The sequence below is a fragment of the Maribacter sp. PR66 genome (assembly GCF_028464205.1).
Classification (GTDB): domain Bacteria; phylum Bacteroidota; class Bacteroidia; order Flavobacteriales; family Flavobacteriaceae; genus Maribacter; species Maribacter flavus.
The window spans coordinates 280,546-304,577 of the sequence record NZ_JAQPCH010000001.1; the positions used below are offsets into that span (position 1 = coordinate 280,546).

The 24,032-nt window shown below is 45.1% G+C and carries 23 protein-coding genes; 20 read left to right on the plus strand and 3 right to left on the minus strand.

Annotated features, from left to right (window positions below; genetic code table 11):
- Positions 1 to 46 precede the first annotated feature (46 nt).
- Positions 47 to 1,660 carry a C45 family peptidase gene (locus tag PP181_RS01175; RefSeq protein ID WP_272635661.1) on the plus strand — a complete coding sequence of 538 codons (1,614 nt, stop codon included), beginning with the start codon at positions 47 to 49 and terminating at the stop codon, positions 1,658 to 1,660.
- A 70-nt stretch (positions 1,661 to 1,730) separates the two neighbouring features.
- On the opposite strand, the gene PP181_RS01180 is transcribed toward PP181_RS01175, so the two are convergent.
- Positions 1,731 to 2,063: a single-stranded DNA-binding protein gene (locus PP181_RS01180; protein WP_138257959.1), complete on the minus strand. Its 333-nt coding sequence runs from the start codon at positions 2,061 to 2,063 to the stop codon at positions 1,731 to 1,733.
- A gap of 602 nt (positions 2,064 to 2,665) precedes the next feature.
- Here PP181_RS01180 and PP181_RS01185 point away from each other — a divergent pair.
- The 9 genes from PP181_RS01185 (at position 2,666) to PP181_RS01225 (ending at position 11,416) form a co-directional block, all read left to right on the plus strand.
- The gene (locus PP181_RS01185; RefSeq protein WP_272635662.1) at positions 2,666 to 4,060 is read left to right on the plus strand and encodes a glycoside hydrolase family 140 protein; all 1,395 of its coding nucleotides are present in this window, start codon (positions 2,666 to 2,668) and stop codon (positions 4,058 to 4,060) included.
- Between the two features lie 72 nt (positions 4,061 to 4,132).
- Positions 4,133 to 4,426 (plus strand): GNAT family N-acetyltransferase, encoded by a 294-nt coding sequence (locus PP181_RS01190; protein WP_272635663.1) that lies wholly within the window; start codon positions 4,133 to 4,135, stop codon positions 4,424 to 4,426.
- Between the two features lie 9 nt (positions 4,427 to 4,435).
- Positions 4,436 to 4,873: a (4Fe-4S)-binding protein gene (locus PP181_RS01195; protein WP_272635664.1), complete on the plus strand. Its 438-nt coding sequence runs from the start codon at positions 4,436 to 4,438 to the stop codon at positions 4,871 to 4,873.
- A 24-nt stretch (positions 4,874 to 4,897) separates the two neighbouring features.
- Positions 4,898 to 5,785: a sugar phosphate isomerase/epimerase family protein gene (locus PP181_RS01200; protein ID WP_272635665.1), complete on the plus strand. Its 888-nt coding sequence runs from the start codon at positions 4,898 to 4,900 to the stop codon at positions 5,783 to 5,785.
- Positions 5,786 to 6,949 (plus strand): mandelate racemase/muconate lactonizing enzyme family protein, encoded by a 1,164-nt coding sequence (locus PP181_RS01205; RefSeq protein ID WP_272635666.1) that lies wholly within the window; start codon positions 5,786 to 5,788, stop codon positions 6,947 to 6,949.
- Positions 6,950 to 6,954: 5 nt separating this feature from the next.
- Positions 6,955 to 7,449 carry a VOC family protein gene (locus PP181_RS01210; RefSeq protein WP_272635667.1) on the plus strand — a complete coding sequence of 165 codons (495 nt, stop codon included), beginning with the start codon at positions 6,955 to 6,957 and terminating at the stop codon, positions 7,447 to 7,449.
- 74 nt (positions 7,450 to 7,523) lie between these two features.
- Positions 7,524 to 8,492 carry a 2-hydroxyacid dehydrogenase gene (locus PP181_RS01215; RefSeq protein ID WP_272635668.1) on the plus strand — a complete coding sequence of 323 codons (969 nt, stop codon included), beginning with the start codon at positions 7,524 to 7,526 and terminating at the stop codon, positions 8,490 to 8,492.
- Between the two features lie 2 nt (positions 8,493 to 8,494).
- A complete protein-coding gene (locus PP181_RS01220) occupies positions 8,495 to 9,793 on the plus strand; it encodes a Zn-dependent hydrolase (protein WP_272635669.1) in 1,299 nt (432 codons plus the stop codon).
- Positions 9,794 to 9,862: 69 nt separating this feature from the next.
- Entirely contained in the window at positions 9,863 to 11,416 is a 1,554-nt protein-coding gene (locus tag PP181_RS01225) for a M20/M25/M40 family metallo-hydrolase (protein WP_272635670.1), read from the plus strand.
- Positions 11,417 to 11,441: 25 nt separating this feature from the next.
- On the opposite strand, the gene PP181_RS01230 is transcribed toward PP181_RS01225, so the two are convergent.
- Positions 11,442 to 12,161 (minus strand): SGNH/GDSL hydrolase family protein, encoded by a 720-nt coding sequence (locus PP181_RS01230; RefSeq protein ID WP_272635672.1) that lies wholly within the window; start codon positions 12,159 to 12,161, stop codon positions 11,442 to 11,444.
- Positions 12,162 to 12,769: 608 nt separating this feature from the next.
- Between PP181_RS01230 and PP181_RS01235 the strand changes: the two genes are divergently transcribed.
- Genes PP181_RS01235 through PP181_RS01260 form a run of 6 tightly spaced genes read left to right on the plus strand, consistent with a single transcriptional unit; the run spans position 12,770 to position 18,626 of the window.
- Positions 12,770 to 15,919 (plus strand): VPS10 domain-containing protein, encoded by a 3,150-nt coding sequence (locus PP181_RS01235; RefSeq protein WP_272635673.1) that lies wholly within the window; start codon positions 12,770 to 12,772, stop codon positions 15,917 to 15,919.
- Between the two features lie 12 nt (positions 15,920 to 15,931).
- Positions 15,932 to 16,504: a pentapeptide repeat-containing protein gene (locus tag PP181_RS01240; RefSeq protein WP_154917461.1), complete on the plus strand. Its 573-nt coding sequence runs from the start codon at positions 15,932 to 15,934 to the stop codon at positions 16,502 to 16,504.
- Positions 16,504 to 16,887: an SMU1112c/YaeR family gloxylase I-like metalloprotein gene (gloA2, locus tag PP181_RS01245; protein WP_272635674.1), complete on the plus strand. Its 384-nt coding sequence runs from the start codon at positions 16,504 to 16,506 to the stop codon at positions 16,885 to 16,887. Before PP181_RS01240 ends, gloA2 begins: the two co-directional genes overlap by 1 nt.
- A 52-nt stretch (positions 16,888 to 16,939) precedes the next feature.
- Positions 16,940 to 17,431: a DUF6265 family protein gene (locus PP181_RS01250; protein ID WP_272635675.1), complete on the plus strand. Its 492-nt coding sequence runs from the start codon at positions 16,940 to 16,942 to the stop codon at positions 17,429 to 17,431.
- Entirely contained in the window at positions 17,432 to 17,785 is a 354-nt protein-coding gene (locus PP181_RS01255; RefSeq protein WP_154917464.1) for a hypothetical protein, read from the plus strand.
- Between the two features lie 37 nt (positions 17,786 to 17,822).
- Positions 17,823 to 18,626 (plus strand): sulfurtransferase, encoded by an 804-nt coding sequence (locus tag PP181_RS01260; protein WP_272635676.1) that lies wholly within the window; start codon positions 17,823 to 17,825, stop codon positions 18,624 to 18,626.
- 182 nt (positions 18,627 to 18,808) lie between these two features.
- Here PP181_RS01260 and PP181_RS01265 read toward each other — a convergent pair whose 3' ends face one another.
- A complete protein-coding gene (locus PP181_RS01265; RefSeq protein WP_125221560.1) occupies positions 18,809 to 19,273 on the minus strand; it encodes a CBS domain-containing protein in 465 nt (154 codons plus the stop codon).
- A 119-nt stretch (positions 19,274 to 19,392) separates the two neighbouring features.
- Between PP181_RS01265 and PP181_RS01270 the strand changes: the two genes are divergently transcribed.
- The 4 genes from PP181_RS01270 (at position 19,393) to PP181_RS01285 (ending at position 23,985) form a co-directional block, all read left to right on the plus strand.
- Complete coding sequence (locus tag PP181_RS01270; RefSeq protein WP_272635677.1) at positions 19,393 to 21,678, plus strand: M28 family peptidase; 2,286 nt, start codon at positions 19,393 to 19,395, stop codon at positions 21,676 to 21,678.
- Positions 21,671 to 22,477, plus strand: coding sequence for an SDR family oxidoreductase (locus tag PP181_RS01275; protein WP_272635678.1), 807 nt, complete (start codon positions 21,671 to 21,673; stop codon positions 22,475 to 22,477). The genes PP181_RS01270 and PP181_RS01275 overlap by 8 nt, the downstream gene beginning before the upstream one ends.
- Positions 22,478 to 22,603: 126 nt before the next feature.
- The gene (locus tag PP181_RS01280) at positions 22,604 to 22,978 is read left to right on the plus strand and encodes a hypothetical protein (protein WP_272635679.1); all 375 of its coding nucleotides are present in this window, start codon (positions 22,604 to 22,606) and stop codon (positions 22,976 to 22,978) included.
- Positions 22,979 to 23,283: 305 nt separating this feature from the next.
- Entirely contained in the window at positions 23,284 to 23,985 is a 702-nt protein-coding gene (locus tag PP181_RS01285; protein WP_272635680.1) for a tetratricopeptide repeat protein, read from the plus strand.
- Positions 23,986 to 24,032 lie beyond the last annotated feature (47 nt).

Sequence of the window (24,032 nt, forward strand, 5' to 3'; positions counted from 1 at the left end):
GGGAAATTACAGGCCATTACTGCGAGTTTTTTGGATACCGATGTGCATGGCACTATGCGTATCCTGTGGGGTTTCCAAATCCTTACAGGAGAAGCCCGATGTCTCCATGTATCAAACCGAAATTCCGGCACGTAAAAAAATAAACGATTCCACCTTTACCGTTGCCCATAATTTCCTGCGTAAGAACCGTCAAGGTCTATGGGAACTTAAGGTTAGTGGAAATCCCTTGGAACTGGGGCTAAAAACGGGCAGCCTCACACAAGAATTGTTCAATGAACAGGAGGACATTTTTGTAAATAAGATAGATGAACTGGTACCCTCCAAGGGCTATCAAAATCTACTCCGTAAGTTTTTGGCCTGGTTTAACCGTAAAATGTACCTCAATATTGATTCGCAATTTAAAGCGGAACTTTATGGGGTCTCCCAATATGCCTCCCCCAACTACGATTACATAGCAAAACCGTACCAACGGGTCATGTATTTTCACGGGGCCCATGATATTGGTCATGCCCTACAGGATTTGGCCTTAGTGGGCTGCTCCTCCTTTGCGGCTTGGGGAGATAGCACTGAGGATGGTAAATTATTGATCGGCAGGAATTTCGACTTCTACGCCGGGGATGCCTTTGCTAAGAATAAAATCATTGCATTTGTAGAGCCTGATCATGGTTACAAATTCATGTCGGTTACCTGGGGTGGCATGATCGGTGTGGTATCCGGGATGAACGATCAAGGGTTGACCGTCACCATCAATGCCGGAAAGTCCCAATTTCCCCTAATTGCCAAAACTCCTGTCTCATTGGTAACCCGTGAAATTTTACAATATGCCTCCACCATCGATGAGGCCATAGAAATTGCCAAGAAACGTGAAGTCTTTGTTTCGGAATCCATATTCGTGGGAAGCGCCAAAGACAAAAAAGCGGCTATCATTGAGGTCTCTCCCAAGAATTTCGGGGTCTATGAAGTGGAAAATTCCGATCAATTGATCTGTGCCAACCACTTCCAAAGTGCTGCCTATGCAAATGATAAAAAAAATCAGAAACATATTTTGGAAAGCCATTCCCAATACCGATACGAACGCATGGAAGAACTTTTGAAGGAAACACCAAAAATCGGCCCAGAAGATGTGGTTTCCATATTGCGGAACAAAGAGGGCTTGGACGAGGAAAAAATAGGGTACGGAAATGAAAAGGCATTGAACCAAATGTTGGCCCACCATGGCATTGTTTTTCAGCCCGAAGATTTATTGGTCTGGGTATCCAGCAACCCCTATCAGTTGGGCGAATTTGTGGCCTATGACCTAAACGAGGTGTTTAATCTTTCCGCATTTGCCGATGCTCCTATAGCCGAAACGGAACGCAATATTTCCAAAGATCCCTTTTTACAAAGCGAAGCTTACCTGAATTACGAACGATATAGAATTTTGAGAGATGAAATAGAGGATGCTATTTCCAATGAAGCCCATGTAGAGCAAACCAAATTGAAAAAATTGGTGCAACTAAACCCTTATTTCTGGGAAGGCTATTATCTGGCAGGATTGTATAATTACAACAAGGGCTACGATTTGGTAGCCAAAGGCTATTTTGAAAAGGCCTTGGAATTGGAAATTACTACTGTTCCAGATCGGGAAAATGTGGAGAAGTATCTTCGTAAACTACGATGACTAGGAACTCCTAAAAAATAACCCCGATATCCATAAAGGGCACCGGGGCTTATCAAAACTTTGATTTAATTTATTTTCCCAACATCAAGAGTTCATTGCAACGGATTTCCGTAATATAACGCTTGTCACCTTCCTTAGTCTCATAAGAGCGATGGGTCAGTTTACCTTCTACGGCCACTTGCTTTCCTTTCGTCAAATAATTTTCTACGATTTCCGCTGTCTTGCCCCAAGCTACTATGTTATGCCATTGGGTGTCATCTACTTTCTCGCCCTTTGCATTTTTGTAGCTCTCGGTGGTAGCCAATGAAAATTTGGCCAATTTGGTACCATTCTCCATGGTTACGATTTCTGGGTCCTGACCCAAGTTTCCAATCAACTGTACTTTGTTTTTAAGTGCGTTCATAATTTTAATTTTTAGCGTTAAACAGTTAATACTATCGAATTGCTTTTGTTCGACGGGACAAACTTATAACCACTCCAAATCGGTACTCGGTTTTAAAACACTTATTTTCGTTTGTTATCGTTTACAGTCGTTTGTAAACTTTTATTTGATTGATTTACAATATATTGAATTTAATTTTTAATATTACTTAAATTGATTTATTTACTTGCGTTTTACGGTTTCCGAGCATCTCTTAAAAAGGACCTGCCCCCTCTAAAGCAGAAATAGGCAATAACCCAACCAATGGATTGCCAGAACCAATCTATTGATAACTCATGTCTTACCCCTGAATCTGGTTCAAGAATTAAATACGGAGTTCGCCCTAATATGGGTAATAAATCGGGAAGAAGGAAAACTCCAATTGCAATACTTAATATGGTGAAAAATATCCCAAGTATTGTCTCTAGTATTTTACGACCTTTTGACACTTCAATAAAAATATTCATTTTACTGTTATTCAAAAAACTTTAAATTTATTAGGATACTATATATTAAAATGCCTTGACCAAATAAATAAAATCATTCATATTTCAAACACTATATAATACAACAAGAACTTCCATATGAAATCAGCCTTTACTTTTATTTGTTCACTTTGGATTCTTTTCAGCTTGCAGGGTCTGTTTTCACAACGGTTGCAAGTGAGCTCCAACGGGCGGTATTTGGTGACCCAAGAAAACGAACCTTTCTTTTGGCTGGCGGATACGGCCTGGGAACTTTTTCATCGATGCGATGAAAAACAGGCTGCCCTGTACCTATCAAAAAGAGCGGAACAGGGATTCAATGTCATACAAGCGGTGGCGCTGGCAGAACTGGATGGGTTGAACGACCCTAACCCGTATGGAGAAACACCCTTGAATAACAACGACCCAACATCTCCAAACGAGGCTTATTTTCAGCATGTGGACCGTATCATCCAAATGGCGGATTCCTTAGGACTTTATATAGCCTTGCTTCCCACTTGGGGTGATAAGGTCAACACCAAGGAGTGGGGTGTTGGTCCGGAAATCTTCCATCCGAAAAACGCCTACTCATTTGGTGAATGGATGGGAAACCGATACAAGGATTTCGAGAATATCATTTGGGTCATCGGGGGAGATAGAAACCCTAGGAACGAAAGTGATGACGTACTTATTTGGAACCAAATGGCCGAAGGCATCGTCAAAGGTGCCGGTGGCTATGACCGAACCTTAATGACCTATCATCCACAACCGACCCAAAACGGAGGTTCCTCCACTTGGTTTCACGATCAAAAATCGTTGGATTTCAATATGCATCAAACCGGACATTGTGCAAACAAAGGTACATACAAGCACATCCAACACGATTATGCCCTTAATCCCATAAAACCCGTTTTGGATGGAGAACCCCTCTATGAAGATCATCCTAATTGCTTCAATGCAAAGGAGCTTGGCTACAGTTCAGCGGAAGATATCAGAAGAATTATGTATTGGAACGTTTTTGCAGGGGCATTGGGTCAGACTTACGGTTGCCATGCCGTTTGGCAGATGTACACTCCGGACAAGGAACCTATAAACGGACCCTTGCGCCCATGGACCGCCGCTTTGGACATGCCCATGGCCAATCAGGTAAAGTATCTTAAAAATTTAATGCTGTCCAGACCCTACCTAACCCGTATACCCGACCAAGGTATAATTCATGGTGAACAAGCGGAGAACAATGATTACAAGATTGCCACGCGAGATCAAAATGGTAGCTACGCCATGGTATATATGCCTACTGGCGGAAAAGTTGATTTGGATGTGACCGCATTGACTTCCAACAAATTGACAGCTTGGTGGTATGACCCCAGAACGGGGAATAGCTTTTTGGGCGATGAAGTGTTGAAATCGGACCACGTAATCATTAACGCGCCCACCTCCGGTAAAGGCCATGATTGGGTGTTGGTGCTGGACGCGACCCCAACCGGGTTTTCCAAGCCGGGAGTAGCCAGGTAAATGGAACCTTGAAATAATAGTAGCAACTCCGTAATTTTTCCTATCTTAAAAGCCTCAAAATACGAACTCCCTATGGTTTTAAACGTGACCGATAATCCGGACAAAAAGAGATACGAGGCCAACGTTGAAGGCTCAATGGCCTTTTTGGAGTACATCAAGGCAAAGGATAAAATCTACCTCACCCATACGGAAGTACCAACGGCCTTGGAAGGTAAGGGCATCGGTTCATCGCTCGTCTTAAAAGTATTGGAAGACGTAGAACGACAGGATCTGACCCTTGTTCCCCTGTGCCCCTTCGTAGCGATGTACTTAAAAAAACATCCCGAATGGAAAAAATTGGTCATGAAAGGCATCAACATTGAATAATCGAATTTTATGGATAAAGAAATCGTGAAGGAATACACCAACGGAGAACTGACTGTGGTGTGGAAACCAAAAAAATGCATTCACTCAGAGGTCTGTGTAAAAACCCTCCCAGAGGTATATGACCCCAACGGAAAACCTTGGATTACCCCGGAAAATGCCAGCACGGAGGCTTTGAAATCCCAAATCGAGGCATGTCCATCCGGAGCTTTGACCTTCTATATGAACGGTAGTACAAAGGAAGCGTCTGAAAAAACCGAAGAAGGACAAAAAACGGCGATTGCCGTACTTGCGAACGGTCCCCTACGCGTGTCTGGCAATTTGCAGATACAATTGGCTTCCGGAGAAACGGTACAAAAAGAAGGAACCACGGGCTTTTGTAGATGTGGTGCTTCGGAAAACAAACCTTTTTGCGATGGATCACATCGAAAAATACAATTCATCGGATAACCAAGATAAAAACAAAGCAACCCTATGGAACTAGCCATACATAACTGGATGCGGGCAGAATCCCTGGAACATACCTTGGGCCGTATTGCCAAGCTGGGATATACCCGTCTGGAAATCCAGGGCACCCCGGAAAACTATGATGCAAAAAAAATAAAACCTGTCATGGACGACCATGGCATACAATGCTGGGGTTCCGTTACCTTAATGTTGCAAGAGCGAAACTTATTGGCGAAGGACCCCGCGCAGCGTAAAATGTCCGTGCAGTATGTGAAGGATGTGGCCAAAATGGTATATGACCTTGGTGGTTCCGTGATCTCGCTCGTTCCGGCAACGGTCGGTAAAATTATCCCGGATGCCACCCCGGAACAGGAATGGGAGTGGGCCGTTGAAGGGGTTAAGGAAATCTATGCCTATACCGAGGGTTTAGGGCTGAAAATAGGTATTGAACCTATCAACCGGTTTGAAACCTATTTTATCAATCGGGGCGGACAGGCATTGGCCCTTGCAGAGGCCGTAGGACCCAATTGCGGGGTGTGCTTGGACACCTTTCACATGAACATTGAGGAGGTGGACATGTTCGAAACGATGAAAAAAGTGGGCGACCGCTTGGTAAACTTCCATGTGGCGGACAATAACCGCATGGCGCCCGGCATGGGCCATTTGGACTGGGCACGAATCATACGTACGCTGAACGAAATCAATTATGACAAGGTGCTCTCAGTTGAGTTCTGCGCCCCCTTGGACAGGACCCCTGCCAATCCCTTTCCAAATTCCATCGAGACCAACCCGGAAGGACTCACAGCAGAGCAAAAAAAGTTTTTGGAAGACCATGGAAGTTCTGCCATTACCGATGAATTTTATACCATGCTGACTAAAAAATCCATGGAAACTTTGACCAAACTGATCCAATAGATGAAAATAGCGAATATAGAGGCCTTCTGGTTGCGTTGCCCCATCCCGAAGGAAAAGCAGCATTTTAGCGATTACGGACTACTCACGAATTTTGATATGACCTTGATTGTGGTCACTACGGATTCCGGTTTGAAAGGGTTTGGGGAGGCCAAAGCAGCTGTGGGCTCATCAGGATCTTGTGCCAGCATTGTCAGCTGTGTGGAAAACGAATTAAAACCCCAACTCATAGGCCAGGATGCCCGAAACATCTCTCGTATTTGGGAAATGGTCTATAATGGCACCCGGGACCATTATTCGCTGTCCCGTGGTCGAAAGTTTCCCATTTTGGGACGAAGGGGCCTCACCATTTCAGCGCTCAGTGGCATAGACACCGCCCTTTGGGACATTAAGGGAAAATCCCTGGGAGTTCCGGTGGTGGAATTGTTGGGTGGAAGTTGCCGAGATAAAATGGAAGCCTATGCCAGTGGCGGATGGGCCAAAGTGGATGCCATTGGGGAACAACTGAAAGGCTATACGAGTAAAGGATTTTCCGGAGTAAAAATGCGCGTAGGCATCATGGATGAAACGGTAAAGGCCAGTGTAGAACGTGTAAAGGCAGCCCGAGAAGCTTTAGGGGACAATATTAAATTAATGACGGATGCTCATGGCACCTTCAGTGTGCCGGAGGCCAAACAGTTTTGTCGCGGCGTAGCCGATTGCAACTTATATTGGTTTGAGGAACCCATCAACCCCGATAACAAAATCGGTACGGCGGAAGTTCGTTCGCAAACCGATATCCCCATTGCGGCAGGTGAAAGTGAATACACCGCCTTTGACATTCGGGATATGATTTCGGAACGGGCCTTGGATGTGCTGCAACCGGATTGTGCCATCATTGGCGGAGTTACGGAAGCCATGCGGGTATCGCAATTGGCACACACCTACCAATTGGAACTGGCCCCACACTGTTGGGGTTCCGCATTTTCCTTTATGGCCGGACTTTCAGTGGCCTTTGCCTCTCCGTCCGCAAACGTCATAGAATTCTCGCTGGGCGGAAATCCAATGATGTACGATTTGGTGGAGGAACACATACGTGTGGACGATAAGGGGATGATTTCGGCACCGGATAAACCCGGATTGGGGGTAACCCCCAATTGGGATTTTGTAAAAGATTTTAAACAATAAATATCATGGCAAGAGCAGTAAAGATTAACCATGTGGCATTGGTAGTAAGCAATTTGGAGGAAGCTTGTAAATTCTATGAACACGAATTAGGCCTGGAACCCATTCCCGCATTTTTGTTCGATTATCCTACGGCCTTTTTCAAGTTCAATGAGGAGCAACAGCTCCACCTGACCGAATGGGAAGATACCTACTCCTTTCGAGGACATTTGTGCGTTACCGTAGACGATATCAACGCGGTTTTCTTTCGGATGAAGGAACTGGGAGTCATTGACATCCAACCTTGGGGAAAGGTGCGCCAACTGCCCGATGGTGCTATCCAGATGTTCGTGCGGGATCCATCGGGCAACTTGGTGGAAATATCCTCGGACCCGGACGATAAGGATAAAATCGACCCCAAGATTTTTGAGGACGAACTATATCAAGAGGGTATATATGTGTCCGGAAGAAACGATTTTAGGGGATACAAGACCAAGGATGCCACCCTGTACCACAACAAGTAATGTGCATTCACTAAACAAGCTTAGACCTGTCAGGTTTTGGAAACCTGACAGGTCTGCAACATCAAAACTACTAAATGCCCAAAAACATCCTTTTATTGGAAACTGTAGCCGAGGAAGCCATGGAGCTTTTGGAATCGGCCGAGGATATGAACATCCTAACCGGTTTTGACCCAGCTTCTTTGGAAACGCATCTTTCCGAGAATGAAATTCATGCCATTATCACCCGTGGAAAAGGTCAGGTGCGGTCATCATTAATAGCATCCCTCCCCAAATTGGAAGTCATTTCCAGATGTGGTGTGGGCTTGGACAACATCGATGTTTCAGCGGCGACCGAAAGGGGCATCAAGGTCGTAAATGCACCCAATTCCAACGCCAATACCATTGCCGAACATACCATTTCCCTGCTACTGGTTTTACAACGAAACCTTTACAATGCCATTACCATGGTCAAGGAAGACCGATGGCAAGATCGAGGTGGTTATGTGGGCGACGAACTGCACGGGAAGATTTTGGGCATTTTGGGGATGGGCAACATCGGTAAAAAAGTTGCCAAAATTGCCGATGCCCTAGGTATGGAAGTCGTTTATTGGAGCTCAAAACAGGAAGAAGTCCCCTACCCTTTTAGGGATTTGGATGAAGTCCTGAAAACTTCGGATTGCATCAGTCTGCACCTACCCCTTACAAAGGAGACCGAAAACCTGATAAATGCCGCTGCGCTGGCAAAAATAAAACCATCGGCCCTAATCATCAATACCGCCAGGGGCAAGATCATTGACCAAACGGCGCTGACCGAAGCACTCTACGCCAACCGATTGGGCGGTTTTGCCGCCGATGTACTTTCGGAAGAACCCCCGAAAAAAAACGACCCATTATTAAAACTGCCCAACACGTATATCACCGCCCATGTTGGAAGTCTGACAAAGACCACCTATGACTTTATGTGCATGTTCACGGTACAAAATACCTTGGCCATTCTTCGCGGCGAAGCTCCGGCAAACAACTGCATTTATAACTTAAAAGAATTAAACGAGCTTAATCGATAAAAATGAAGTATCAACCCAAACTAACGTTACTATCCATATTCACTCTTTTTACCATTGTTTCTGGGCATTCACAAGTATCCGTAAACCAGGACCGATTGGAACAGCGCATTTTCGATTTAGCAAAATTCGGACTTCAGGAAAATGGGGAAACGGAGCGGGTCGCTTTTAGTGATGCCAATATTGAAGCAAATAAGTGGGTGATATCGGAATTGACCAAAATGGGTTTGGAAACGCATACCGATTTTGCGGGGAACATTGTGGCGACCAGGTCGGGCACTAAGAAAAACATGAAACCCATAGTCTTTGGGTCGCACATAGATCGTGTCCCAAACGGAGGCAATTACGATGGCTGTGTGGGCTCCATGGCCGCTTTGGAGGTTATCCAAACCTTGAACGAGAACAATGTCAAAACAAAACACCCTCTTCAAGTCGTTATTTTCTCCAATGAGGAAGGTGGCGTTATGGGCAGTCGGGCCATTGCCGGGCATTTGGGAAAAACCGCTTTGGGCGTGAGAAACTCCACGGGGTATTCCATGGTTGAAGGAATCATGCGTTTGGGAGGCGATACCACCCGCATCGCTGAAGTCGCAAGAAAAGAAGGGGATGTTACCGCTTTCTTGGAACTTCATATTGAACAGGGAGGCACTTTGGAAAAGGAGAACATAGAAATCGGGGTAGTTGAAGGTATTGTGGGACTTAAATGGTGGGATGTCGTATTTACAGGTTTTGCCAATCATGCAGGCACCACGCCCATGGATGCCCGACAGGATGCGCTATTAGCAGCGGCAAAATTCATCGTTGCCGTAAACGAAATCACCAACAGCTTTAACGGGGCCCAAGTAGGTACGGTGGGACGGATAAAAGCGGAGCCCGGTGCACCAAATGTAATTCCTGGAAAGGTAACCGCCAGCTTGGAAATACGGGATCTCTCATCGGATGTGATCCAAAAAGTGTATCAGGCCATTAAAACCAAAACGGAAGAAATTGTGGCGTCTTCCAATGTATCGGTGGAATTCCGACCCTTGGATACCACAGCAGACCCTGCCATTATGAATTCGGAAGTACAAAAAATCATTGCCGAAAATGCCAAATCCTTGGGACTTACCTATAAATATATGCCTAGTGGCGCAGGACACGACGCCCAGGATATGGCACTTATTGCCCCTACCGGAATGATCTTTGTCCCCAGCAAGGGCGGCATTAGCCACTCCCCAAAAGAGTTCACTTCTGCAGAAGATATAGCAAACGGGGCCAATGTCTTGCTGAGTTCCCTACTTTCTTTGGATAAAATGATGGATTAATCCATAGGGTAAGATTCATTTTCGAGGTTTAATTGCTAACTTGGAGCTTCATTCGTAAAGCACCAGAAAATGAAGAAACAACTACTCTTTACCATAATTTTCGTCCTAGGTTTATTGCTAACAACGAAGGCGCAGACCACAGAAGAAATGGTAGCCGCCATCGAAAAAGAAGGAACCGAAAACTCACAGCTCGAAGAATTGGCCTATCAGCTTATGGATTTTAATGGACCAAGATTGGTGGGTACACCTGAAATGAAATCTGCGCACGATTGGGCGGTAAACACCTATAAAAGCTGGGGTATCGATGCGGAAAACCAACAATGGGGCACTTGGAAAGGTTGGCAACGGGGCATTACCCATGTTGATATGGTACATCCCAGAGTGGCCTCCTTGCATGCTACCCAACTGGCATGGAGCCCAAGTGCGGGTAAAAAGGGGGTTACGGCCGAGCTTATTACCCTCCCTACAATACAGGATTCCTTGGCGTTTGCCCAATGGCTTCCCAATGTAAAGGGAAAAATTGTTATGGTTAGCATGATGCAGCCCACCGGAAGACCGGATGACAATTGGGAAGAATTCGCTACCGAGGCATCCTTCAAAAAAATGAAGGAAGAGCGGGAAGCGATGGAAAAAGCCTGGGACGAGAACATGAAAAATACCGGATATTCCAGTAGGACCATCAACAAAGCATTGGAAGCGGCAGGTGCCGTTGCAATAGCACAATCCCGATGGTCGCGTGGATTTGGGGCGAACAAAATTTTTAGTGCCGGAACCGACAAAATTCCCGTAGTGGACATTTCCTTGGAGGGTTATGGGATGCTATACCGTATGGTGGAGCACGGCGCCAAGCCTCATATCAAGATTATGGCCGAATCCAAGGAACTTGGTGAAGTACCTACCTTCAACACCATTGCCACCATTCCCGGAACGGAACTCCCCGATGAATACGTAATCTTATCCGCCCATTTCGATTCTTGGGACGGGGCTACAGGTGCAACCGACAATGGCACAGGGACCATCACGATGATGGAAGCCGCACGGATACTTAAAAAGTTATACCCCAATCCCAAAAGGACCATTTTGATCGGTCATTGGGGAAGCGAAGAGCAGGGGTTAAACGGGTCCAGGGCCTTTGTGGAGGATAACCCAAAAATTGTGGAAGGACTTCAGGCACTGTTCAACCAGGATAATGGTACTGGAAGGGTCGTGCGAATTTCAGGGCAGGGCTTTCTGCATGCCTATGATTATCTAGGCCGATGGTTAGAAGCGGTTCCGGATGCCTATAAAAACGAAATTGAAACTACATTTCCCGGTACACCTGGAGGCGGCGGTTCCGATTATGCCTCTTTTGTGGCTGCCGGTGCTCCTGCGTTTTCATTGAGCTCCCTAAGTTGGGCCTATTGGAACTATACGTGGCATACCAATCTAGATACCTATGACAAAATTGTCTTTGACGACGTTCGGAACAACGCCATCCTTACGGCCATCCTAACCTATATGGCCTGTGAGGACCCAGTAAAAACATCTAGGGAAAAAGCGGTATTGGGTATCGATCCCAGAACCGGGGAACAACGGGAATGGCCATCCCAACGTAGTCCTACCAGAAAGGGTGGCATGGATTAAAATTCATGCTATCGGGAAAATGCACCTATGAAGGTAGTAGTGCCGATCGTATGGTCAGGCTCCAAATTTCATAACCCGCTTTGTTTAAGTGTAGTCCATCCGCCATATACAGTTCGGGCCGAGGTTTGTGGTCTTTGGATATCATCGGGTAAAAGACATCAATGAATTGGGCCTGTAGTTCATGGACCACATACTTTTCCAATAACCGATTGGTTTCCAAAATATCCGGAAGCATCTCCTGCCTTGCCATCGTGGGTTTTATGCTAATAATCGCCAAAGCTATGTTTGCATCCTTTGCCTTGATTTTTTGCACCAACCACTTGAAGTCGGCCAAAACTGTTTCGGGGGATTTTCCTTCGCCCAAATCGTTCTCCCCAGCATATAGAACAATTTTGCTAGGATGTAAAGGGCCGAATACCTCATCAAAATAATGGGCACACCAAGCATAGTTGGAACCACCAAAACCCAGGTTCAACACATTTAAGGGAGCAATGTCTTCCCTCATATGCACCCACAGCCGTATGGAGGAACTCCCATAAAAGACAACTAGGTTTTCTTGGTTTTCAACACTTCGGACCCTCCTTTTGAGTCGGTTTATCTGGTTGCGCCAGAAGTCGGAGGGTTCTTCGCCGTCCGGTAAGACATTTTCAGATATTTCGCCCAATACATCATCGGATGGCACCTTAAACCCAATATTCCTCCAAATCTTTACGAATCCCGATTTTAATTCCTTTAGATATCCCATTTAGCAACAACTCTAGCGGGCAAAGGTACGATATGCCGATTAGTATCTGGATGTAACCCCATTTCATATAATTATCTTTAAATAACATTCTTACCTAGACCCCCTACACAAGAAGAATTCCTCACTAAAGGAGAGGCTTCCTTTAAAAAGCTTCACTCCTTGATTAGGGAGGGGTGTTTTGCGATAACGAAACGAGGTGGGTAGGGATTGGGTTCAATATTTTATCCTTCCTTTTCTTTGCTTCTCCTAAGAAAAGGAAGCAAAAGAAAGGAGACTTTCCAGCAGGAATTTTTACTTCGTAATACCCATCTCGAAACTCGGCCGTTCCGTTTCACGGAACAGGTTCCATCCCGAGCTTTCTCGATGTATTCTTCTGGAAAGGGAACCACTCATTCATCTTTAGGTTTTGGATTTGCCTTTTTTATAGTTGAGTGGGATTATGCCTAATACCAAAAAAGCTCCCCTCCCTGCGTAGGGAGGGGTGTTTTGCTTCGGCAAAACGGGGAGGGTCTGAGTAAGATATTTTAGGTGTTTGCCAGGATTCCCACTTTAAAACGGAAAATAAACCCCAATTCATTATCTTCATAGCCCTAAAACCATCCGAAACCATGATACAAAAACTAAGCTGTCTCATCGCACTACTTTTTATCGTACCAACAACCCTAGAAGCCCAGCGTAGAAAAAACAGAAACCAGCCAGAATACATAAAAGTTCAGGACTCCATGTTTACCAGCCTAAAGTGGCGCAACATTGGACCTTCACGAGGTGGAAGAAGCGTAGCCTCTACCGGGGTCATCGGTGAACCCATGACCTATTATATGGGTACCGTGGGCGGTGGAATTTATAAAACTACGGATGACGGTCTTACTTGGAAAAATATTTCGGACGGATTCCTAAAAACCGGAACCGTAGGAGCCATTGCCGTGGCGGAAAGCAACCCGAACATCGTCTTTGCAGGTATGGGCGAACATGCGGCCCGGGGGGTGATGACCTCCATGGGTGATGGAGTCTACAAATCTACCGATGCCGGAAAGACCTGGACCCATGTGGGCTTGGATGAAACCCGACATATTTCGGATGTGATCATTCACCCAAGCAATCCTGATATTGTTTTTGTAGCAGCCCAGGGGGCGCAATACGGCCCCAGTGCGCAACGAGGTATCTATCGTTCCACCGATGGGGGTACTACTTGGGAAAACGTCCTCTTTGTGGATAACACCACCGGAGCCTCTTCCCTATCCATGGACATGAAAAATCCCTTGATTCTGTATGCCGCCATGTGGGAGCACAGACGCTATCCCTGGGTAATGGAATCCGGTGGGAAAAATTCTGGCATCTATAAGTCTACTGATGGCGGCTCAACATGGAAACAATTGAAAGAAGGACTTCCAGAGGAAATGGGTAAAATTGGAATATCCGTTTCCAGGGCCAATCCAGAAAAGGTTTTTGCCGTTATTGAGGCAGAAGGCGAAAAAGGCGGGGTCTACCGTTCCGATAATACCGGAAAAAAATGGATCCAGGTCAACAAGGACCGTATCAATATTGCGAGATCTTGGTATTACATGGAAATAGTTGCGGACCCCCAAAATGAAAACATCGTGTATGTTTTGAACGCCCCAGTTACCAAATCCATTGACGGGGGAAAAACCTTTACACCTGTACCTACTCCTCACGGAGACAACCACCATTTATGGATCAACCCTTATGACAACCAGAAGATGGTCAATTCCAACGATGGGGGTGCCAATGTCTCAAACAACGGTGGAAAAAGTTGGAGCACCCAGGAAAACCAGACAACCGCCCAATTTTATAGGGTGATTACGGATAATTTGGTGCCTTATAATGTGTATGGCGGACAACAGGACAACACAACTGTGGCCATTGCCTCCAGGACCAACGATTCAGGTATCGATTGGAAGGACTGGTATGCTGTGGCAGGTGGTGAAAGTGCCTTCTTGGCCTTTGACCCGGATGACCCTAAAATTATTTATGGCGGCACCTATCAGGGTAATATCGACAAGTGGGACGCCGCGACCAAGGAATCCAAACCCATCAAACAATATCCGGAACTGGGTCTGAGCATTGCGCCCAAGGATGCGAAATATCGGTATAACTGGAATGCACCCATCATTACATCGCCCCATAACAGACAGACTATTTACCATGCAGGGAACGTCGTTTTTAAATCGACCGATGAGGGTATCAGTTGGACCGCCATCAGTCCGGACCTGACCAAAAACGAAACCGACAAGCATGGCCCAGGCGGAACCCCCTTTACCAATGAGGCCGCGGGGGGCGAGAATTACAATACCCTAACCTATTTGGTAGAATCCCCGCATGAGGAAGGTGTACTTTGGGCAGGTAGTGATGACGGACTCTTGCATGTAACTCGCGACGGTGGCCAAAACTGGCAAAACGTAACCCCATCAGGAATCCCCGATGGTATTGTGAACAGCATTGAGGTTTCTCCCCATGACCCGGCAACCGCATACGTAGTGGTCATGCGCTATAAGTCCATGGACTTGAATTCCTATATATTTAAGACATCTGATTACGGTACTACTTGGACCAAAATCGTAAACGGCATCACGGGAGAGCATACCTTTACGAGGGTCGTTCGGGAAGACCCCAAACAAAAGGGGCTTTTGTACGCTGGCACCGAAACCGGTCTTTTCATTTCCCTAAACGATGGTGCCCATTGGCAGCCTCTGCAATTGAATTTGCCTATAGTGCCCATTAACGACCTCATTATCCATGACAATGACCTAGTAGCCGCTACGGCCGGAAGGGCCTTTTGGATTCTGGACGACCTATCGGCCTTACAAAATATTAAGACCGAAAAGCAGGCAGTAACCGTTTTTCAACCCAAGGACACGTATTTATTTTTTGGAGGCTATACTGAAAATCCAGGGCCAGGGGAAGGCTCCAACCCAAAAAGTGGCGTGACTTTCGATTACTATCTGGAAGAAAAACTGGATTCCACTGAACTTAAATTGGAGGTGTTGTACAAGGGCAAGGTCATCCGCACCCTAACCAACCAAAAACCAAAGGATTTTAAATCGTGGCCGGGAGGTCCTTCAAAACCGGAAGTTTTGCCATCCAAAAAAGGCTATAACCGCTTTACATGGAATTTTAGGAAGGACCCCGTTGTGGCCGTGGACAAGGTATTCGTACTGGGAGGTGACCAAGGCTCCACCGTAGCCCCGGGAACCTATACGCTACGTCTTTCCATGCCCGGAACCTCTTCCGAAACGGAGGTCAACATCTTGGCAAACCCCAACGTAAAGGCAACTCCGGCCGACTATGCAGAGCAACAGGAAATGTTGAACACCATTGATAAAACGGTCGCGGAGATACACGAAGCCGTCAATGCAATGCGGTCTGCCAAGGCACAATTGGAAAATTATAAGAAGTTGTTGAAGGATACCAATAGTGCTTCGGAGTTACTAAAACAGGGGGATTCCATTATGAAAAGGATTACCCAATGGGAAGAAAAATTGATACAACCCAAACAAAAAACATTTCAGGATGTCATCAACTTTAAGAACCAACTAAATGCGCAACTTCTAACCTTAAAAGGCTATATAGACGTGGCCGAACCCAAGGTTACCCAAGGGGCCAAGGAACGGTATAGGGATCTGTTGCAGCTTTGGAACGGACTCAAACAAGAGCAACAAACCATCATTCAAAAAGAAATGGCGGAGTACAATCAAACGTACCGTTCTCTGGAGCTTCCAGCTATTATTATGGAAGAATAAGGATAGAAATATATGGCCGATTTTATCTGCGACCGAACCTTCAAAGCGCAGGATTTCACCAAAACCCGTTTAAAGAGGGCGGAATATGAAAACTGCCGTTTTGAAGGTTGCGATTTTTCCGATGGCTTTTTGGACAACCAACACTTTATGGAATGTACCTTTTTGGAATGCAACTTGAGCAACGCCAACGTGGTCAATACCATTTTTAAGGAAGTCCGCTTTGAACATTGCAAGATGATGGGGTTAAAGTTTGAGACATGCAACGCCCTGTTCATTGACTTCAGTTTTTTGGACTGCACCTTGAATTATAGCTCCTTTTATGGCCTAACGCTGAAAGGGCTTCGCATGGTAGACTCGAAACTTATTGGGGCCGATTTTACGGATTGTAACTTAACGCAGTCCCAATTCGTTCGATGTAACCTTGAAAATGCCCTATTTCAAAACACCAACCTCTCCCAAGCGGATGTAAGCACTTCAACCAATATGAATATAGATCCGGAAAGGAACGTTCTGTCCAACTGTACGTTTTCCATGGAAAATCTGCCCGGATTATTGGCCAAATACAAAATAAAGGTAGTTTCCTAATGCTTTCAAAGGTCCATCATATTGCCATTATTTGTTCCGATTATGAAAAATCCAAGGAATTTTATACCCAATTTCTGGGACTGACCATTTTAAATGAAACCTACCGAACCGAGCGGGATTCCTATAAACTGGATTTAGCCCTAAACGGTCATTATATCCTAGAACTTTTCTCCTTCCCCCAACCTCCAAAACGCACTTCCAGACCGGAAGCTTGTGGATTGCGACATTTGGCCTTTCAAGTTGGGAGTATCGAAGAAATGGTCACCCATTGCAACCAAAACAATATTGCGGTAGAACCTATCCGGGTGGATGAAATCACCGGAAAAAAATTCACCTTCATCTCCGATCCGGACGATTTGCCCATCGAATTTTACGAACAATAATTTTATCCATTTGTAAACGGATAATTCTTACCTTGTTGCAAACGAATCATATATGAGACTATTCTTGATTATTTCCTTGTTTCTTATTCATTCCATAGGTGCACAGAATACCCTTTCTTGGGAAGAAGGAATGGAATCCCCGGAAGCCACCCTCAAACATGTAGAATGGATGACAGGGCACTGGAAAGGGGAAGCTTTTGGCGGCAATACGGAAGAAATCTGGAGTCCGCCATTGGGAGGCACCATGATGTTTTCCTTTAAATTGGTATCGGATGGTACCGTAAGTTTTTATGAATTAGGGCACATCCGGGAATTGGACGGAACTTTGTTATTTCAATTAAAACACTTTGACGGAGACCTCTTTGGGTGGGAAGAAAAAGAAGAAACGGTAGACTTTAGATTGGTCAAAATAGACGGAAACAGGGTCTATTTTGACGAGTTTACCCTTGAAAGGATTTCGGATCAGGAAGTGAATCTATACGTTGTCATAGAGAATGAAGATGGCACCCAGGAAGAAGTGCAGTTCAATTACAAAAGGCAATAGATGGAAAAAAGAAAGTGTCTGGAATGTGGGACGGAAGTCATGGGCAGGGCAGACAAAAAATTCTGCAACGATTACTGCCGAAACGCTTACAATAACAAATTCAACAAGGATAGTAAAAACCTCGTACGGAACATCAACAATCGCCTACGAAAAAATTACAGGGTGTTGGACAGTTTCAAACTTACGGACGGTAAAACAAAGACCACAAAAACCCGACTGATGGATAAGGGTTTTGATTTTGAGTACATCACCAATCTTTATACCACCAAAAAAGGAACCACCTACTATTTTGTCTATGACTTGGGCTATCTGCCCTTGGATAATGATTTTTATATGATCGTAAAGCGGGAATAATAGTCACGAAAACCGCAAAACAAAAAAATCCGAATCTATGAAAACACTAGTATCCGCAACATGGCTTCATCAGCATATGGAAAAACCGAACCTGGTCATTCTAGATGCCAGTTCAACAACCAATGGACGGACCATTCCAAAGGCACGGTTCGCGGACCTGGATCATGCTTTTGTGGATGCCTCCAGCCCTTTTCCCAATACCGTTCCCAAACCGGAACAATTTGAGCTTGCATGTCAAAACCTGGGCATCGACCAAGATTCTGAAATTGTAGTGTTCGATACCAAGGGCATTTATACCAGTCCACGGGTTTGGTGGTTGTTCCAGCTTATGGGACATAGCAACATTAGCGTTTTGGACGGTGGCCTGCCCGCCTGGATCGAAAATGGTTTTGAAACGGTTACGGAACATTTAAAGCCAACAAAAAAGGGAAATTTTAAGTCGGATTATCAAACCGATATGGTAGTAACCTTTGACCAGATCAAGGCCAATATCGACCGACAAAAATTTGTTGTTGTGGATGCCCGGTCGGCCGGCAGGTTCAACGGAACGGCTCCGGAACCAAGAAAACACCTACAAAGCGGCAGTATACCAAATTCCGTGAATCTTCCTTTTGAGGATGTACTTGACAATGGCAAATACAAATCTGCAGATGAACTCAATAAACTATTTCAGGGTATCGTCAAAGAACCCCAAGAAATGGTCTTTAGTTGTGGTTCCGGCATTACGGCCAGTATCATTTTATTGGCCAGTGCTATCGGATATGAAAAAAGTCTAAAACTATATGACGGTTCTTGGACGGAATGGGCAGAATTGAACCAACTAACAACTGACAATAAATAGCACGTTTTAGGAGGTAGCAAAAACCTTCAAAATTTGAATTTTCAAAAATTCCAAATTCCAAAACGATAGCATGACATATTGCAGGTTCATTGGATAGGCTCCATGCTGAAAACATAGCATTGGAACCCAAAAAAAATGCCTCCTTTCGGAAGCACCTTTGTTAACTAACTTGGTTTAAAAATTTATTTCCAATTGTGGCCGCTCAGCTTTAGGGCCGCAATGACGATGTCCTTTCTACTGATCTGCCCCACCAAAATACCGTTGCGCATTACGGGAAGCCTTCTTCTGTTATGCTGGGCAAAGATACCGGCTGCATCGAATATTGAGATATCATCGGGGATGGTTTCCACATTTTTTGTCATGAAGTTCTCCACGTTCTTTTCCAAAATAGGCTGGTTAAAATAGCGGCTCTCTGATATTTGCTTCATACAATCGGCCTCGGAGATGATCCCCACCAAAAATCCGTTGTCATCCAAAACTGGCCCACCGGAAATATGGTGCTTGGCAAACTTTTCCATGACCTCCAAAATCGACTGGTCCGGCCTAAAGGTCACCAATTTGGTGGTCATATAATCGGCCACCAATATAGGGGCCTCAAATTCCTTTTTAACGGTCTTCCTGATTCCTTGAAAGCTTTTGATTCCCATGAGTATATATTTAGCGGTTGATTAATAAATATATTAAAAAAAAGTTAATATGGTAAAAAAAATAGATGAATGGTCACATCTCTTTAATATTTAATAATTTTAGACAGAACCGATAACCAATGAAAAAGACTTCCTCCGTACTTATATTGCTCCTCTTGACGTTGGCCGTGTATTGGAGCATTGCTTCCCTAATGCCCACATATTCCGCGGATATTGACCTTGGTAAGGATAGCTTTTCCACGGATAGGGCCTTGGCCCATGTAGAAGCGATTTCCAAGGAACCGCACGGCGTTGGATTTCCCGCACATCAAAAAGTAGGCTCCTACATCGTTTCCCAATTGGAAAAAATGGGCCTGCAGACCCAATTACAAAAGGGATACACCGCCGGGGACTGGGCCAACCTCAGTAAGGCGACCAATATTCTGGCCAGGATTAAAGGAACGGGTACCGGTAAGGCCCTCCTTTTATTAAGCCATTACGATAGTAGTCCGCATTCCTCCTTGGGCGCCAGCGATGCCGGTAGTGGGGTTGCCACCATTCTGGAAGGGGTAAGGGCCTTTTTGGCCAAAAACGAATCGCCAAAAAATGACATAATTATCCTCATTTCCGATGCCGAGGAGTTGGGCCTTAACGGGGCCGATCTGTTTGTAAGGGACCATCCGTGGACCAAGGACGTTGGTCTTGTTATCAATTTTGAGGCCCGTGGGAGCGGTGGCCCAGGAATCATGCTTTTGGAAACGAACCGGGGCAATTATAATTTGATCAAGGAGTTTACAAAAGCAAATCCTGAATATCCTGTGGCGAACTCCCTCGCCTACAGCATCTACAAATTGCTTCCCAACGATACGGACTTGACTGTTTTCAGGGAAAAGGCGGATATCGATGGGTTTAACTTTGCCTTTATTGACGACCATTTCGATTATCATACCGCTAAAGACTCCTACGAACGCTTGGATAAAAACACCCTCGCCCACCAAGGTAGCTACCTCACCGCTTTGTTAGATCATTTCAGCGCCATGGATTTGACCACCGTACGGAGTTTGAAGGAATCCGTTTATTTCAATGTTCCCATTTTTAAAATGGTCTCCTATCCCTTTGAATGGATCTGGCCCATGCTCTTTCTGGGCATTGCCCTTTTCTTAGGGTTGTTGGTCTTGGGTATCCAAAAAAAGGTACTGAGCGGCAAGGACATGCTAAAAGGTTTTGTACCCATGCTCATCGCATTGAGCATCAACGGAGCGGTTGGATACTTTTCTTGGGGCGCGCTAAAATCCATATACCCGGCATATACGGATATGTTGCATGGTTTTACCTATAACGGTCATGCCTACATTCTCGTTTTTGTTTTTTTCTGCTTGAGCAGCTGTTTTTATGCCTACCACAAGTTCCAGGTGGTGAAAACACCCAATTTATTGGTGGCGCCCCTCTTTCTTTGGCTGGTCGTCTGCACGCTGATCTGTTACTATCTGAACGGTGCGGCATTTTTTATCATCCCGGTGTACACAAGCTTGGTGGCCCTGTACATAGTAATCAACCAAAAAAGCCCTAACGGGTTTTTATTGTTGTTTTTGGGATTACCGGCCATTTTTATTTTCGCACCATTTATTCAGCTATTTCCCATTGCCCTAGGGCTCAAAATGATGGTGGCCAGTACGGTGTTTACCACGCTGACCTTCTTTCTCTTGCTGCCCCTGATCAATCGGATACGAAACAAAAGGGGCTTGGCCTTTTTAAGTTTTTTACTGTTTTTGGGCTTTTTTGTATCGGCGCACATGAATTCCGATTTTGATGCGGATAACCCAAAACCGACCAGTCTACTGTACGTATGGAACGTCGATAAAAACGAAAGCCAATGGGCCACGTATGAAAAGGTAGTGTCGGATTGGACAAAGCAGTATATTGGCGATACCAAAATGCGACCTGAGGAGCTGTCCGAAAACACCATCAGCAGCAAATACGGTTCGGGATTCAGTTACGTAGCTGAAGCCCCAAAAAAGGAAATCGCCCCGCCGATCATCGAGGTACTATCGGATACCGTTATCGGCATGCATCGATCCCTAAAACTCCAGGTTATCCCACAACGCAATGTAAACCGGTTGGAAGTGTTCACCAACGATACGCCCATAAACAAGGCCATGGTGAACGGTATCGAACTTTCTGATTATTACTTAAAAGACCGAAGGAACGGGAAATTGGTAACCCATTACATCACTGACAACGAGCCTACCTTGCTATCGCTCGTATATCCGGCGGATGCAACTCTGGAACTTACCTTTTACGAGGCAAGCAACGACCTGCTGACAAATCCACAGTTCACCGTCCCAAAACGGCCAGAAGACAACATCCCGATGCCCTTTGTGCTGAACGATGCCATACTAACCATCCAAAAAATGAAGTTTGAATAAGGTAATAGGAGTCATAGGCTGCGGCTGGTTGGGACTTCCCTTGGCAAAATCGCTCGTAACAAAAGGGTATGAGGTAAAGGGTACCACAACCTCCAAGGAAAAATTGGAAACCCTTTCCAATGCGGGTATCGCACCATTACGGGTGCACCTTTCCGAAAATGAAATACAGGGAAATATCCAGGAATTCCTAAACGGGACGGACACGCTAGTGGTCAATATTCCTCCAAAACTTAGGGGCAAGGGACCTAAAGAGAACTATGCCCGTAAGATAGCACTGTTGGCAGCCAACATATCGACCTCGGCCGTTCGCGAGGTGCTTTTTGTGAGCAGTACATCGGTTTATGGGGACGGCCAAGGGGAAGTGGATGAGGAAACCCTCCCGGTACCGACATCGGAAGCCGGCAAACAGCTTTTGGAAACGGAAAAATTACTCACGGAAAATCCAAATTTTGAAGTGACCATCCTTCGGTTTGCGGGACTTATCGGTCCGGATAGACATCCCATACATATGCTATCCGGTAGAACGAACCTTTCGGGAGGCAATGCCTCCGTGAACCTCATCCATCTGGAGGATTGCATCGGCATCATTACTTCCATAATCCAAAATAATTTGTGGGGCGAAACGATAAACGGGGTATATCCGGCGCATCCAACAAAGAAATCCTACTATACTCAAAAGGCCCAAGAGAAGGGATTAAACCCACCCAGTTACAATACGAGTGAGACTGAAAATCTGAAAAAAATCACTTCTTGTAATCCTTTTATTACTAAAAATTACGTTTTTTCGGCTTCTATTTAGTCTATTTTCACCACAACTTTTGGCGCTTTCACAACAAAGTCCGCCATTTTTTGTTAATAAAATGTTGGTTTTTAATGGGTTATCGACGAAATACATAACTTAGAGTGAACTTTAAAATAAATTGTCATGAAAAAATCTAAGCTTAACGAACGGATTATCATGGAGTTGGAACGCTTGATCGCACAAAGTTGCGGAAACGAGCGAAAATCCAGGAAGTTTACGCAACTACATGTAGCCTTGCTCAAAAAATACTATAATGCCGCCGATGTTTCCATCGATTATCACAGACACCGCGTAACAATGGATGTCATAATGGACGATGAAGCCTACAGGCCCGGGAAATTGAACATTAACTTACCCGTCCTGCATACCAACCTTTTGTTTGGCAACCTTAAGAGCTTTCTCCGTTCCTGTATTGACAGGGACCGCAAAAGTCTTGGTTTTTATGCCCAAATCCTGAATAATTTCAAACAAAAGGAACAGGTCTATTCGCTCGCCTAGGAAAGTTCGAATAAAGGAAATCAAGGACACCCAACGGTGTCCTTTCTCTTTTAACCCAAAATACGCAATAGAAAGTCTAGTACGGCTTCAAACTACTTCAAACACACGCTGTTTAAGCTGTTTTTTAATTTAACCATAGCGATGCTCTGCTAAAATCAAGAAAACAACTGTGTTTATTGTATTTTGAACCCTCATTACAAAGTCATAATGCATTATTTGGGTTTAAGGACAATTAAACGGTTCATTAACAAGTTCATTGGGAATAATTTAATAGTTTAGCGCACCGAAAAATAAATCAGTTCGTGATGAAAAGATTCATTGTTATTTTAGTGCTTACCATGGGTTTCTATGGAACGGCACAGACCAAAAGTGAGCTATTAAAGCATTATGAGGCCTTCTACAACCAAATGCGGTTACAAGGCGATGTGGATGGTGTCATCAATGCACTAACGCACTTGAACGTGTTGGCCCCTTCCCAGGAGCGTATGGATACCTTGGCCTATATCTATGCCAACGACAACCAGCACCTACAGGCCCTGAATACCATTGGTATTGAAAAAGTGGACACGGATTCAGATTTGGCCGTGCAGGTTAAGGCTATTTCCCTAAAAGCCTTGAACCAACCCAAAAGGGCCTTGGAACATTTTGAAGTACTGTACCAGAGAAATCCAAATCCGTATCTGGCCTATGAGCTGGCAGACCTCAACATTCAAATAGGTGACAATGCCAAGGCATCCACCCACATTGAATATGGTATTGCCAATTCCAAGGACGATATGCGCTATGCCTTTTACGAGCGTCAGCAACCCTATGATGTTCCCCTTAAAGCGGCATTCATCCATTTAAAGGGACTTGTGCAGTTCAACACGGACAAGGAAAACATCGATGCGGCCATTGCGACCATCGACGAGGCGCTGGCCATTGACCCTAACTTTAACCTGGCAAGCTTGAGCAAGCAGGCACTTAACTCTAGAAAACAAGCTCCTTCGGAAGAACCAAAGAAGTAAACTGTTTAAGAAATATTGAAGGGACCGTTCGAGAATCTTTTTCTTGG

What these genes read in the sequence shown, in the direction of transcription:
- PP181_RS01180 (WP_138257959.1), bottom strand. Translation starts at nt 2,063, where the DNA reads ATGAACGCACTTAAAAACAAAGTACAGTTGATTGGAAACTTGGGTCAG.
- PP181_RS01270 (WP_272635677.1), top strand. Translation starts at nt 19,393, where the DNA reads ATGAAAAAGACTTCCTCCGTACTTATATTGCTCCTCTTGACGTTGGCC.
- PP181_RS01225 (WP_272635670.1), top strand. Translation starts at nt 9,863, where the DNA reads ATGAAGAAACAACTACTCTTTACCATAATTTTCGTCCTAGGTTTATTG.
- PP181_RS01235 (WP_272635673.1), top strand. Translation starts at nt 12,770, where the DNA reads ATGATACAAAAACTAAGCTGTCTCATCGCACTACTTTTTATCGTACCA.
- PP181_RS01255 (WP_154917464.1), top strand. Translation starts at nt 17,432, where the DNA reads ATGGAAAAAAGAAAGTGTCTGGAATGTGGGACGGAAGTCATGGGCAGG.
- PP181_RS01265 (WP_125221560.1), bottom strand. Translation starts at nt 19,273, where the DNA reads ATGGGAATCAAAAGCTTTCAAGGAATCAGGAAGACCGTTAAAAAGGAA.
- PP181_RS01175 (WP_272635661.1), top strand. Translation starts at nt 47, where the DNA reads ATGGCACTATGCGTATCCTGTGGGGTTTCCAAATCCTTACAGGAGAAG.
- PP181_RS01210 (WP_272635667.1), top strand. Translation starts at nt 6,955, where the DNA reads ATGGCAAGAGCAGTAAAGATTAACCATGTGGCATTGGTAGTAAGCAAT.
- PP181_RS01215 (WP_272635668.1), top strand. Translation starts at nt 7,524, where the DNA reads ATGCCCAAAAACATCCTTTTATTGGAAACTGTAGCCGAGGAAGCCATG.
- PP181_RS01230 (WP_272635672.1), bottom strand. Translation starts at nt 12,161, where the DNA reads ATGGGATATCTAAAGGAATTAAAATCGGGATTCGTAAAGATTTGGAGG.
- PP181_RS01195 (WP_272635664.1), top strand. Translation starts at nt 4,436, where the DNA reads ATGGATAAAGAAATCGTGAAGGAATACACCAACGGAGAACTGACTGTG.
- gloA2 (WP_272635674.1), top strand. Translation starts at nt 16,504, where the DNA reads ATGCTTTCAAAGGTCCATCATATTGCCATTATTTGTTCCGATTATGAA.
- PP181_RS01280 (WP_272635679.1), top strand. Translation starts at nt 22,604, where the DNA reads ATGAAAAAATCTAAGCTTAACGAACGGATTATCATGGAGTTGGAACGC.
- PP181_RS01250 (WP_272635675.1), top strand. Translation starts at nt 16,940, where the DNA reads ATGAGACTATTCTTGATTATTTCCTTGTTTCTTATTCATTCCATAGGT.
- PP181_RS01190 (WP_272635663.1), top strand. Translation starts at nt 4,133, where the DNA reads ATGGTTTTAAACGTGACCGATAATCCGGACAAAAAGAGATACGAGGCC.
- PP181_RS01200 (WP_272635665.1), top strand. Translation starts at nt 4,898, where the DNA reads ATGGAACTAGCCATACATAACTGGATGCGGGCAGAATCCCTGGAACAT.
- PP181_RS01285 (WP_272635680.1), top strand. Translation starts at nt 23,284, where the DNA reads ATGAAAAGATTCATTGTTATTTTAGTGCTTACCATGGGTTTCTATGGA.
- PP181_RS01185 (WP_272635662.1), top strand. Translation starts at nt 2,666, where the DNA reads ATGAAATCAGCCTTTACTTTTATTTGTTCACTTTGGATTCTTTTCAGC.
- PP181_RS01260 (WP_272635676.1), top strand. Translation starts at nt 17,823, where the DNA reads ATGAAAACACTAGTATCCGCAACATGGCTTCATCAGCATATGGAAAAA.
- PP181_RS01205 (WP_272635666.1), top strand. Translation starts at nt 5,786, where the DNA reads ATGAAAATAGCGAATATAGAGGCCTTCTGGTTGCGTTGCCCCATCCCG.
- PP181_RS01220 (WP_272635669.1), top strand. Translation starts at nt 8,495, where the DNA reads ATGAAGTATCAACCCAAACTAACGTTACTATCCATATTCACTCTTTTT.
- PP181_RS01240 (WP_154917461.1), top strand. Translation starts at nt 15,932, where the DNA reads ATGGCCGATTTTATCTGCGACCGAACCTTCAAAGCGCAGGATTTCACC.